Origin of the sequence: Bacillus sp. FSL K6-0268, assembly GCF_038005425.1 — a bacterium.
Taxonomy (GTDB): domain Bacteria; phylum Bacillota; class Bacilli; order Bacillales; family Bacillaceae_G; genus Bacillus_A; species Bacillus_A thuringiensis_S.
On the sequence record NZ_JBBOTF010000002.1, the window covers coordinates 27582 to 40690 of the forward strand.

The window sequence follows — 13109 nt, forward strand, 5'->3', positions numbered from 1 at the left end:
TCTTAGGCTGATTGACTACTACTGCCAACCACAGTTGCGTAGCGAATATTCATCGCTCCAACGATATCGCGGTGTTTCTCAAATCCGCATGGACACTTATATTTTCTATCTTTCGCCTTGTTTTTCTCCGTGCATTTTGGACACGTTTGACTTGTATAAGCAGGATTCACATATTCAACCTTTATACCAACTACTTTCGCTTTGTACGCGATGAATTGATGACCAAGTGTGTAGATTTTTCTCGTTTTTACGGCTTGTTCGTGCCGTCTGTCTGATGTTCGTTAATTGCTCTAATCGAATAACAGAGATCGTATGATTCGTTGCGAAATCGACGATTTCACGACTTACTTTGTGGTCTTGGTCTTGCATCCATCTTTGTTCCTTATCATCAAGTTGTCGAAGGGTATTTCGTTTCTTCGTTTCTCCTAACTTCTTACGAACACTACGAAATTTACGTTTCATGTATTTATTTTTCCTACCGTTTCCAAAGAAACGAACTGTATCATCATCTGTGATGGCTACCGCAGGAACTTTGAGACCTAAGTCTACTCCTAGAATTTTCGTTCCTGTTTTTTCTATTGTAGGGACCGTGACAGATATCTGAGCGATCCATTTACCAGATTTCTTTGTGATACGAAGAGTACCTAACTTGTGTTTCAACAAGTCGAAGTTGCGATTATGTTTGTCGATTCATAAAGCACGAACCTGTAAACGAGTGGATTTGCCTTTTATCATGAACGGGATGGAAAAGTGCGTATAGTCAAAGGAATCGTTTTGGTTATTCCACACACAAACTGGTCTTTTTAAAATCGGAACGATTTTGTATGCACTCTTTTTTACTTTTGTAGAAAATACACTTTTCGCATCTTTCATTGCTTGATTTTTCACCGCACTTGGGAGATTGGCCTCCATATCCTTTGTGCTTTTCTTTGCTTCAACCATTTCAGATACAAGGGCATTCATGACTTTTATATACTCGTGGCTACTTTGTTCCAATAGCTTGATTTGTTGTTTTGTTGGCAGCAATTTAACTTTCACTGTGATGGTTTGTGGCACAAGTTTCACCCCCTCGTTTTTTGATTTTCAACATACTGTTGTATTGTCGCACTTGATACCTTTCCAGCAGGAGACACAAAATAGGAACGAGTCCACAGACTTGGCAAGTGCGCGAGATGAGGGAACTCTTCTCTTAAACGTTTTGATGTCACTCCTTTGATTTTCGCCATTGTATCAGCAGGACTGCGTGTTGGAAGTGTATGTAAGAACAAATGAACGTGGTCTTTGTCACATGCCATTGCGACAATAACAATATCCAGTTCGTTACATACCTCTTGGACCAACTCTTTGAAACGTTCTCCTACTTTTGTGTGAAGAAAAATCTTGCTTCTGTATCGTGGGCAAAATACAAAATGGTAGTGAATGAAACAGTTGTTTTGGTTTTTCTATAATTATATATCATGTTCATATCGTATTAGTTAAATTATAAAACTGCAACAAAAAGATAAAAAAATAATACCAACATTTTGGATACTTAAAGTGCCACAAACCTTACGTTTTTTTGGTAGTACTCCGTATCCAACCTCACTTTCATCCCATGCCGAAAAGGCGAGGGGCTTTCTCGTTCGGGAAGGGCTGTAAGAATGAAGCGATAAGGCTTCTAACTGCGAGAGCAGCGGAATTAACTTTAGTATATTAGAGTTAGTTAGAATTTTTTACTTAGGAACCCCACTTTCACTTCGTTTAGAAGTGAAAGTGGGGTAATTCAATTATAGGGAAACAGAATATTGGTGATAAGCAGACCCTTGATATTGTCTAAATTGGTTATAAAAATCTAATTTTCTTTCTTGTACCCTTTTACCTGGTGAAATTTCTTTTTGCTTCATATATGTTTGAATTATCCATCCCTGTAAAGAGTCTGGGCGTAGTAGGTATTTTTCTCCAATATAAGGAGGTAAGGCTACTGGAGTTGGTGCATTCACTGTGCCTGGCAATGTTAATTTGTAATACACGTTTCTATTTTTTTGAAACACATCTTGCAACTGTAAAAGGGTAGTGCCCATATACAGATATTCGTCCTGTGTGCTGTATTTGTTTTGCGCATTTCTCTGATCAGCTTGTGCAGGCATCAATACTAAAGAACTTATTAACACCATGAACAAACTATTAATCCATTTTATTTTTTTAAAAGATAAGAAAGTATAAGTTTTTAAGCACGAATTGCTTCCTTGGAAAGCTTGCTATGTAAGGGATTGTGAACAATATTTGGAATTTCCATAATGCGCTAGATTGTGATATTTTTTAGTTATGGAAGCAAATATATTAAAACGTATTTTCTTTGATGAACATAATCATTGGGAACGATTTAAAGATAAATATGGAGCGAGGATCCGTCCAGTTGTTTTGAAAGAAATTGAAAAATTTAGAGGGTGTGGAGACCCTGAAAATGGATTTAAATTGTTTGTATGTGAAGGGTGTCATCATGTTCGAAAAGTTCCTTATCGTTGTAAAGGACGATTTTGTACAACTTGTTCTGTAGGAGAAAGTGAAGAATGGAGTAGACTTCTTTCAGAAGACGTACTTCAGGTGAATCATCGTCATGTTATTTTTACCGTAGATGAAGGACTTCGAGATATTTTTCTTTTGCACCGCCATTTATTAAAGATTTTTATGGATGAGGCCGCAAGGCTGTTGGTGGATTATTTTCAAAAGAAAATTAAGGTAACACCCGGTATTATCGTAGGTCTTCACACCTTCGGCACTAGAATTAATTTTAATCCGCATGTTCATATACTTGTTACAATGGGTGGGATGACAAAGATTGGAGAGTGGAAAGGGTATGATTTTCTTCCGTTTGAGATGCTTCGGAAACAGTGGCAAACCATCGTGTTAAAACTGATTCGAAAAGAGCTCACGGTGGCAGAAAAAAAGCCAATTCAATCGAAACTTCAAAAAGCATTTTCTGATAATGGGAAAGGCTTCTATGTACACGCTCCGAAACAGAAAGGAAACGTAAAAAAACAACTTCGGTATATTGGCCGCTATATTCGTCGACCTGCTATTGGGTTGAACCGGATCGAGGAATATGATGGGCAATCTGTTTCTTTTACATATACGGACAAATTAGATGGGAGGAAAAAAGTAGAAACGATATCTGTAGAAGAGTTTATTTCTCGATTAATTCGTCATATTCCAGATGAGCAATTCAAAATGATTCGTCATTATGGCATGTATGCACGTCGAATTAAAACATTATGTAAAAAACTATTAAATGAATGGCAAAAGAAAGCCAGACGTTGGATAATAAAAGTGAAAAAAACACTACGTCGTCAGACGTGGAGGGAACGAGTTATCGCGAGTGGAAAAAAAGATCCTCTTCTTTGTCCAAAATGTGAATCATTTTATGAATACAAGGGGGAAGTCTGCCTAGAAAGCAGAGAATGGAAAATAAAAGTAGCTTTATGCCAAAATACGCGAAATTATTTAAAGAGGGTGATTGATTATTTCGCCAGTAAGCAAACATCGAAAAAAGAAAAAGAAGAAAAACACAGTTGGACATAAGCGAATTAGCTATGTACAGTATGTTTGTGTAGGCTGTGCTCAAACAGAAAATATTCCCGATTCTGTGGTAAGAAGATTTGATATCATGGATGTAGGAGATTCGATTGTTCCGCCTAGGTTTTCCTGTGAACGATGTGGTGAAGATATGTATCCGCAGGATTACACAGGGATTGATGGGATTATGTACAATTTATCGGATTTTCGCTAGACGAAAAAGGACCGGGTGGTTTTCCCGGTTTTTCTTATATGCACTTTTTTATAGAGATTCCTAATATTCTAGCATCGGAGAAGGATTTATGCGTATTTTTATAAGTTCAATCTCCTTAGCTTGATGGCGATGGGGTACGGCAACCATTCCTTCTTTGCACCAGAACCTTTAATCGTACGTGAGATATGACGAAGATTTTAAAATCCCGCGGATTTAACAAAATGTCTCTTGACATGTCTATGATCTTATTCGATAAAATGATTGAAATGTTTAACAGTTCCATGTTTCATATGCACATAAAACTTACTATGTTTTAGTTTTTTGAGCGCATAAAGTAGAGACCTATATCGATGTCACTCTTTCTCATTAACAGTAAGAGAAAGAGAATGGTAACGCGCTTTTACGTGTAATCATAGTGTGAATATTCAGTCTGAAAATATGTATTGTGAGGTCTACAACGTAAAAACCCATTGCTAAAACAATGGGTTTTTACAATAATTTGTATTACATTTTATTAATTACAACATCATGTGTAACAGATTTTGCACCATCTGGAAGCATTACTGATTGTTTTGGAGTAATGACAGATTTTACAGAGTCAGTATCATTGTTATATTGGAATTGTGAAAGTTCTATTCCGGTATCCGTTTTATAAGTGATAGTTAATTGACTATGTGGAGGTACTTCTAATGTGTCTCCACCAAATTCAACAGCTGTAGATAATTGATTTTGTGTTTGTACAGTTTTAATTGGCTCATGTTTCTCGGCAGCAAAGGTCATGGAAGGGGATAATAAAAGAGATGTACCTAACGCAGCCATTGGTGCTAAAGTTGCTAATTTTTTATACACTTGCATATGTAACTCCTCCTGAACTAATGTATTTAGAAAAATTGTTGATATACCAATTGTATATGTTGTGATTTTATATTAACAAATATAAAAATGTACTTTTCAAAATGTACGTTTCCTTTTATTTAGTATTTCCATATTAAAGAGAAAGAGGTTCTGTTATAAAATTTTCAAATGAAGCTAAGCTGTAGGGGGAAATTCGTGAGGGAAAATGATATATGAGATATTTTAAAGCAGAATAGCTCATGAAAGACATTCTTTTAGTATCCATTAGTTAGTACTGTCGGTTTTCTTTAAGCTATCGTAATGTCTTGAAATTTTACATCCTTTTCAAATAAAAAAGATCTTTTATAAAGGTCTTTTTTATACATGTTTTATTATTTTTATCTGCTATTATGGAATTTGAAACATCAAATAAACTTAACAGCGGGAGAGATGTATGATGAAAATAACTAAATATAAAAAGTTATTAGCAACTGTACCATTAGCATGTATGCTTAGTGCGCCAGTTATTGCAGCACCTGTTAATGCTTTTGCTGCAGCACCAACAAATTATGAAGAAACTAGTCAATTTTCTAAAGATAGTTTTAAAAAATGGTTAGATGAAAAAATATCACCTGCACTTGCGGATCCTGTCAAGCAAATTTATACAGGTGCTAGCAGCATAGATCTTGATGGTTCCTATACTAATTTAGGTTCAGGTGACATTAATTTAACCGCAACTACTGTGGGAGATGGAAAGCCTACATTTGTAAGTGTAGGAACCTTGCATAATACTACAGATGTAGATCAAGTATTAAAAACAGATAGCCAAGCAATAACGAATACGCATTCATTTACAGAAACAAATGCAGAAGGTGTAGCATTGAAGATTGGTGCCGAGACAAAAGTATCAGTAGGGATACCTTTTGTAGCAGAGGGTAATGTCACACTCAAGATGGAAGTTGATACGTCTTATACTCATACAACTGGTAATACATATACTAAAACAACAACAGACACGTTCCCATCTCAAGATATAAAGGCCGCACCACATGGAACAACAGAAATGAATATTGCGATATTTAATCAAGAATATTCAGGAGCATACGATGGATATACCGAAGTTACATCGAGAATTGGACAAGCTGATTATATAAACCAAACGTCAACATTAGGTGTGATGAGTTTATATGATTTTATTAAGAAGGGGCTTGCTAAGGATCCATCTATTAGTTTACCATCGTATATAAAATTAGACGACATAAATAAAAGAGTATTTGTAAAGGTACCAATGAGCTTTTCTGGTGTAGCGGGTTATCATACAAAAGGTGAAGTAACATTTACACCAGATGATCCAAATAAACCAGCTGTAAAAATGTCATTAGAAGATTATAAAGATCCAGTAAAACGTGCTCAATTATTAAAATAAAAAAAGATATCTTGCCAATTGTAATTGGCAAGATATCTTTTTTGGTTCTGGTGCAAATAAAGGATACATTCCCAAGAAATAATGATGATTCCTACTGGAATCATTCTTTACGCTGTTAATCCAAATAATTGATGAATAAATTCCTTTTGATTGCGAACAGACTGATCCTGTAAATCAACTTGTTCTTTTTTATCATATGCATGGCTTCTACTCCTGCAAGAATACATGTGGCTGTGCCAAAAGATTTAAATCCTAACATAGAACGTACACGTTTTTTAATGAAACGATGGTCTTGTTCCACTACGTTATTTAGATATTTTATCTGCCGAATTTGAGTGCCTAGCGGCACTTTTTTCTCTTTCTTTAATTTGGTGATAGCAACTGAATAAGCAGGATTTTTATCAATCGTGATTGCACGAGGTTTTGAGGCATGAAAAGACTGCAAAGCTTTCTTGAAGAAACGCTTTGCAGCCTTATGATTTCTAGTTTTACTGAGATAGAAGTCAATCGTATTTCCTTCAGAATCGACAGCACGATATAAATACATCCATTGCCCTTTTACTTTTATATACGTTTCATCCACTCGCCATGAATCATTTGTTTGTTTAAGATGACGTCGGATACGTTTATCTAGTTCCGGTCCGTATTGATATGGACCCAGCGCATAATCGTTGTATGAGATAAGGATAATCCTCTTTCTTCCATCATTTCCACCAAATCTCGAAAACTTAGATTGTACCGCAGGTACCAACGTACAGTTAGTAGAATGATATCTGGTTGGTAATGCTTCCATTTAAACAAATTGTCCTTTTTCATACTGATCACATCCCCTTTGTAAAGTAATAGTATGTCCAAGATTTAAAAATTCATTGTACAAGTATTATATTCTTTGCACCAGAACTGTCGAATGCTTGTAAAAAATGAAAACGTAAAAAAAACTTTATCAAAGATTATTTTTGTATTCTTTGTCTTCCCCTTACCTTGTTATAATCAAGGTAGATTCAGAAAAAACATTTTACAAAGGGGGCCTATATGTATGAAGAAAAAATATTATAAAGTATTGGCTATCTTCCCATTAGCATGTATGTTAAGTACACCCATGCTAGCAGCACCCGTTTCTACCTTTGCGGCAGAAACACAAAACGAACAAGGAACAAAAGCTATTGATAGGGCAACATTTGAACAGGATTTGAAGTATGCAATGACAAGTATACCCGCGATTATTCAACCCAATGGTACTGGGAAAGTATATAATCCATTTCACACCACCAATCCAGCGATAATTAATATGGTATTTTCTTTAGAAAACTTTAAAGATGTCACTGCTACAGAAACAAAAGATATAACAACAGCGGACGATATGCAAGAAGCAACGTATGAAAATGTCACAGATTTAAACCAAACACATATCACACCGTCTAAAACGATTACCAATACAGATTCCTTTACGTATTCCAATTCAGAAGGAGCAAAATTAGGTGTAGAATTGGATCATACATTCAATGCAAACGTAAGTATCCCAGGTGTAGGAGGAGCCGGTGGCTCTACAACGGAAAAAGTATCTACTGAATTCTCTTATAATCATACAAGTTCTAATACAACGACGCGTACAGAACAAATTACAATACCTTCTCAAACGATTGTAGCGGCACCTCATGGAACAACACACTACGTAGGTAAAGTACAACGGGTTGAGTTTTCTGGAACAATGGAGAATACAGGCTATATTACAGGTACAATAGAAGCTGAGACCAATTTCCGTAAAGCTACCGAATACGGTCCAGGGACCGGTCCCTATGATTATACGCAAAATGGAAAAGAAAAAGTAGATATCTATGATGTATTTAAACAAGCGCTTACAAATCCAGCTTATAGGGGATTACCAAATTATATAGAATTAGATAATGTAAATAAAAGAGTCATTTTAAAGCAACCAATTACTTCTACCTTTACAGGAAAATTAGGATTTAAATCTGATGCAAAAATTGAATTTACACCAAGTGATCCAAATAAACCAAAAGTTCAAATGTCTTTAGCAGATTACCAAAACCCTGAGAAACGTGCTCAATTATTAAAATAACTAAAAAAGATTTTATTATGCATGGGAATAAATCCAAATTATGGTATAGGGGTTTCTTGTCCATCCCCTCCAAAAAGTATATTAAGAAGTACCTCTCAAAACTTTATTGGTTTAAGAGGTACTTTTTTCTAATATCACTTAGATGTGATGTGGTTTTCTGTTGCAGTTATAGCTTTGGATTGTGCTAATTCTTGAATGATCTCATCCATGTTAATCATTTCTGGTGCAAAGAAAGGATACGTTCCCAAGAAATAATGAGGATTCCTACTGGAATCATTCTTTAGGCTGTTAATCCAAATAATTGATGAATAAATTCCTTTTGATTTTGAACGGACTGATCCAGTAAATCAACCTGTTCTTTTTTTATCATATGCATGGCTTCTACTCCTGCAAGTATACATGTAGCGGTGCCAAAAGATTTAAATCCTAACATAGAGCGTAGACGTTTTTTAATGAATCGATGGTCTTGCTCCACTACGTTATTTAGATATTTTATCTGCCGAATTTGAGTGCCTAACGGCACTTTTTTCTCGCTCTTTAATTTAGTGATGGCAACTGGATAAGTAGGATTTTTATCAATTGTGATTGTACGAGGTTTTGAGACATGAAAAGACTGCAAAGCCTTTTTAAAGAATCGCTTTGCAGCCTTATGATTTCTAGTTTTACTGAGATAGAAGTTAATCCTATTTCCTTCGGAATCAATCGCACGGTATAAGTACATCTTTTCCCCTTTTATTTTCAGATAGGTTTCATCAACTCTCCAAGAATTATTTGTTGGTTTCAAATGTTTTCGAATACGTTCATTTAATTCTGGTCCATATTGATGAACCCATCGCATAATCATTGTATGAGCTAAGGATAATCCTCTTTCCTCCATCATTTCCACCAAATCACGAAGACTTAAATTGTACCGCAGGTACCATCTCACTGTTAATAAAATAATGTCTGGTTGATAATGTTTCCATTTGAATATATTTGCTTGTTCCATACTAAGCACACACCTTTTAGTAGTAGTAGTACCAGTATAACCACGTTTGAAAGACTATTTTCAAAACGTTTCCCTTTTTTGCACCAGAACCGAATATGATGGATTTAAGTTAAGTAATTTAGCTTATGATCCCCGATAGTTTTGTAGATTCTTGGAGAGCCGTATGCCATGAAAGTGGCACGTACGGTTCGGGAAGGGGGAGTTGATACGCCGTAGGCGTCTGGCTCCCTACTTCACCTTAATGTTGTTTATGAGTACACCACCATTACTCAATAGGTAGATGATCTTCGAAATAATCCGAATTACCAGAATCATTATTGCCAGAACCAGAATCAACTATCGGTAGATCGTCAACATCAGGAAAATAACCCGGATCATTCGGATCATCAAATGCCATTATCACTTCTTTTGTCTGGTCATTCAAAGAAACCCCTAGTTCTTCTAGCCTTTTCCAAATCTTTGGATTATGTTGAGAAATAACTTTAAACTTGTTATACACCCCCAACTCAACCCACGTTGGGTAATTATTTACTTGATCCCTATAAACAGCGTCTCTTAGCGTAACTGGAGGAAAAATAGGAACCCCGTTGGCAGAATCTATCTCAGTAATAGTATTTGTATTATTATGATAACCATTTAATGCTTTAAGTACGTCACGAACTTTTAAAGTTTCTCTGGACATTGTATTTAGTTTGTCTAATACTCCTTTCTCTTGACCAGGCAGAATTATATAATTGAAACGAATGAAGTTGTATGAACTTTTTCCACTCCAATTTGTTTTTTCATTTAATGTATCTTCTTCTACTAACCGATTAATTGTCTCGTACATTTCATGTGTGCGGTAACTTGGGTCCATATTCTCTACACATGTTTGCGCATAATCTTGCTTTGTACAAATATCCATGTTAACAGGAACGGAATACAACTTATCAGTTGGAAGAGAGTAGTATAAATAATTTTTATATAAAATAGATTGGGTATATACAGTATCTGGAAAATCTGCAGCTATTATTCCTGTAAAAGTTTTGTATTTATTTTCTTTTAAATACGTTATACCTCTTGGATTAATAAACTCCGCATAACCTGACGGCTTACCAGTGAGTGAATCGTTTGGTGTATTTGCACTAAAATGGCTTAAATAAATCTTATTCGGATCGCGATTTAGAGTCAAATTATCAAGTCTATTCCATACGATATTCCATTTTGATTCATACGTTACATTGTCAAATGCATCTTCAACGTCTAAATTAGAGTAGGGAATCCCGAATTGTGTTTTGGAAGGGAAATCCTGTAAAACAACAATTTTACCTCGAATTTCACCTAGTTTCGGATTTGAAGATGTTGGGTTCCAAAAATATGATTTATATGCGTCCCAATACGTCTGAAAAATTTTTTCATAGCGATTTATATCCTGTTCATGTTCATTTTTCACACGCATAATGACTGTCTCGGTTGGATTACTTTTCAAAAAACTTGTCACCATATTTAATACATCACCAAACATAGCGTTTTCGAATACTATACCGTGATGTATAGCAAAAGCATCGTCTGTATCCCGGATACGTATATCAATGTACCGAATTCCCTTTTCTAATTGTGTGGATAGCGAAGCGGATTGATCCTTTGCATATCCAAATGAAGCGCCATCATACAATGCCATCGAATCATGGGTACCCGGGATAGATAAGGTACTAAGTGGGGCTTCGTTGGGAATGGCAGACATCCACTTTTTTAAATCCATAGAGATATAACCTTCCTCCATAGAATTTCCGAAGCTATATCCGTTATCAGCATATGCATTAGGAATATGAGACAGGAAAACGAGAGCCATTGTACATATAATACTTGTAAGTAAACTTTTCTGTTTCATTTCAAACCTCCTTTTATTTATTATATGTTATTTAAAAATACATTTTTAAGTAACGATTTGGTCATAAATTTTTGTATCAATAAACACGGGTATCGAATAGATACATTATAACCCATTGAATTTCTTCATAAGCATATATAATAACCTTTGAAAAAATCCTTTTTAGGGGTAGTGAGACGGTTCATGCTCTAATCCGTCAGATAATTTGGTTCTGGTGCAAAGAAAGGATACGTTCCCAAGAAATAATGAGGATTCCTATTGGAATCATTCTTTACACTGTTAATCCAAATAATTGATGAATAAATTCTTTTTGATTTTGAACAGACTGATCCCGTAAATCAACCTGTTCTTTTTTTATCATATGCATGGGTTCTGGTGCAAAAAAGGGAAACGTTTTGAAAATAGTCTTTCAAACGTGGTTATACTGGTACTACTACTACTAAAAGGTGTGTGCTTAGTATGGAACAAGCAAATATATTCAAATGGAAACATTATCAACCAGATATTATTTTATTAACAGTGAGATGGTACCTGCGGTACAATTTAAGTCTTCGTGATTTGGTGGAAATGATGGAGGAAAGAGGATTATCCTTAGCTCATACAACGATTATGCGATGGGTTCATCAATATGGACCAGAATTAAATGAGCGTATTCGAAAACATTTGAAACCAACAAATAATTCTTGGAGAGTTGATGAAACCTATCTGAAAATAAAAGGGGAAAAGATGTACTTATACCGTGCGATTGATTCCGAAGGAAACACAATTGATTTTTACTTGAGTCAGAAAAGAGATGCGAAGGCAGCCAAGTGCTTTCTAAAAAAGGCCTTGGCTTCTTGTCATGTCACAAAACCTCGTTCAATAACTGCTGATGGTGATAAAGCCTACCCTGTTGCGATACGTGAACTAAAGGAAGAAAAGTGTATACCACACGGTACACCACTTCGTGTGAAAAAATATTTAAACAATATCATTGAACAAGATCATCGGTTTATTAAAAAACGAATTCGGAATATGCTTGGATTGAAATCAGTACTGACAGCTACAAAAATGATTGCTGGAATAGAAGTTATGCATATGATCAAAAAAGGACAAACTCTCCCAGGGGAGAAGTCTGTTCAAAAGCAGATATATCTTATTCATGAACTCTTTGGTTTAACAGCATAACATTCAATTCCGCTAGGAATCTTTTTCTTTTTTTCATATTCCACTGTTTTTGCACCAGAACCATCTTCTGAAATTGAGTGATACTACATATACATGATTATGTTTTTTTCTTATACGTTTGTCAGCTACCTTAGGAACTCTTACAAAAGAGTTCCTCTTTTGTTAAAATTCCTATTTCTAATTTAAATGCCCTATTTTTATCCCTAATATGAATTCATCCTATTTATGAGGTTGTTTTTGCAGCCGGACTCTTTTTGTCTGAAGTCCACACCTATTCAAAGTAATTGCATATCATACTTGTATGTTCCGCTCGATTAAGAGTAAATAGTCTTTACAGAGTAAGAGCCACTTCAAAGAGTGCTCTTACTTTTACATACTAGATAGATTTTTTTTCTTATTTAAACCACCTCTTTATCCATTACCAGAATAACTCCTCGTTTCGTTAGCATGTCATGGGTAAACAAACTACCTTTTTGTGTCCCAACGCATATTCATTTTTACAGAGCTACTAACATCAGAATGAATTTCTTCCACCGTTTATGATTTAATGTGACTAGTAGCCATTGATTATTTACTTTGTACTGTATTTTTTCATCCTTTAAGATTCTATTTAATCGAACGGCAGACCATCCATAATGAGTTGCAATTTGCAAAACTGTTACCGTATCTTTTGACTGAATAATTTGATTGAGATATGTCATCTTAGATGTATTCTCTGCGACTTGTTGTGCTAACATGAGATTCTTTTGTTCCACCATTTGTCTTGCTTGTTGTTCCGGTTGGAGTTGGGACAACAGACAATATTCTATGGATCATTTCATGATTGGGATAATCGTTGCATGTCTTGTTTGTTATCTCGAATTTAGAGAATAACTTTCTCAATACCAATATATATAATTTCTTGTAGAATGAAGATGCTAACACTATACTAGCTTTTCATAACTTTCTCCTAGCCACCACAGGCCCCTACTTGTGTTG

Annotated in this window: 8 protein-coding genes and 6 pseudogenes; 4 read left to right on the forward strand and 10 right to left on the reverse strand. The window is 35.3% G+C overall.

Annotated features, from left to right (window positions below; translation table 11 throughout):
- Positions 1–2: 2 nt before the first annotated feature.
- From MHI28_RS30895 to MHI28_RS30905, 3 genes and pseudogenes are all read right to left on the reverse strand, one after another.
- Positions 3–1056, reverse strand: a pseudogene (locus tag MHI28_RS30895) (RNA-guided endonuclease InsQ/TnpB family protein).
- 5 nt (positions 1057–1061) lie between these two features.
- Positions 1062–1459 (reverse strand): annotated as a pseudogene (gene tnpA, locus MHI28_RS30900) (IS200/IS605 family transposase).
- A 307-nt stretch (positions 1460–1766) separates the two neighbouring features.
- Entirely contained in the window at positions 1767–2060 is a 294-nt protein-coding gene (locus tag MHI28_RS30905; RefSeq protein ID WP_340828468.1) for a hypothetical protein, read from the reverse strand.
- Between the two features lie 244 nt (positions 2061–2304).
- On the opposite strand from MHI28_RS30905, the gene MHI28_RS30910 reads away from it, so the two are divergent.
- Positions 2305–3558, forward strand: coding sequence for an IS91 family transposase (locus tag MHI28_RS30910; protein WP_100910182.1), 1254 nt, complete (start codon positions 2305–2307; stop codon positions 3556–3558).
- A gap of 408 nt (positions 3559–3966) precedes the next feature.
- Here MHI28_RS30910 and MHI28_RS30915 read toward each other — a convergent pair.
- Both MHI28_RS30915 and MHI28_RS30920 read right to left on the reverse strand, forming a co-directional pair.
- Positions 3967–4107 (reverse strand): annotated as a pseudogene (locus tag MHI28_RS30915) (IS6 family transposase); the annotation flags it as partial.
- Between the two features lie 163 nt (positions 4108–4270).
- Positions 4271–4621: a hypothetical protein gene (locus tag MHI28_RS30920; RefSeq protein ID WP_340828469.1), complete on the reverse strand. Its 351-nt coding sequence runs from the start codon at positions 4619–4621 to the stop codon at positions 4271–4273.
- Positions 4622–5057: 436 nt separating this feature from the next.
- Here MHI28_RS30920 and MHI28_RS30925 point away from each other — a divergent pair, with 436 nt between their 5' ends.
- A complete protein-coding gene (locus MHI28_RS30925; protein ID WP_340828470.1) occupies positions 5058–6026 on the forward strand; it encodes an ETX/MTX2 family pore-forming toxin in 969 nt (322 codons plus the stop codon).
- 107 nt (positions 6027–6133) lie between these two features.
- Here the strand turns inward: MHI28_RS30925 and MHI28_RS30930 are convergent.
- Positions 6134–6842 (reverse strand): annotated as a pseudogene (locus tag MHI28_RS30930) (IS6 family transposase).
- A 220-nt stretch (positions 6843–7062) separates the two neighbouring features.
- Between MHI28_RS30930 and MHI28_RS30935 the strand changes: the two are divergent.
- Positions 7063–8106, forward strand: a complete 1044-nt coding sequence (locus MHI28_RS30935) for an ETX/MTX2 family pore-forming toxin (RefSeq protein ID WP_340828471.1) — start codon at positions 7063–7065, stop codon at positions 8104–8106.
- Positions 8107–8386: 280 nt separating this feature from the next.
- Here the strand turns inward: MHI28_RS30935 and MHI28_RS30940 are convergent, their stop codons facing one another.
- From MHI28_RS30940 to MHI28_RS30950, 3 genes and pseudogenes are all read right to left on the reverse strand, one after another.
- Entirely contained in the window at positions 8387–9094 is a 708-nt protein-coding gene (locus tag MHI28_RS30940; protein WP_340828472.1) for an IS6 family transposase, read from the reverse strand.
- 265 nt (positions 9095–9359) lie between these two features.
- Positions 9360–10964, reverse strand: a complete 1605-nt coding sequence (locus MHI28_RS30945) for a phosphatidylinositol-specific phospholipase C (protein WP_340828473.1) — start codon at positions 10962–10964, stop codon at positions 9360–9362.
- A gap of 271 nt (positions 10965–11235) precedes the next feature.
- A pseudogene (locus MHI28_RS30950) lies at positions 11236–11337 on the reverse strand (IS6 family transposase); the annotation flags it as partial.
- 86 nt (positions 11338–11423) lie between these two features.
- Between MHI28_RS30950 and MHI28_RS30955 the strand changes: the two are divergent.
- Positions 11424–12131, forward strand: a complete 708-nt coding sequence (locus tag MHI28_RS30955; RefSeq protein ID WP_327946164.1) for an IS6 family transposase — start codon at positions 11424–11426, stop codon at positions 12129–12131.
- A 398-nt stretch (positions 12132–12529) separates the two neighbouring features.
- Here MHI28_RS30955 and MHI28_RS30960 read toward each other — a convergent pair.
- Positions 12530–12928 (reverse strand): annotated as a pseudogene (locus MHI28_RS30960) (phage antirepressor KilAC domain-containing protein); the annotation flags it as partial.
- Between the last annotated feature and the right edge of the window lie 181 nt (positions 12929–13109).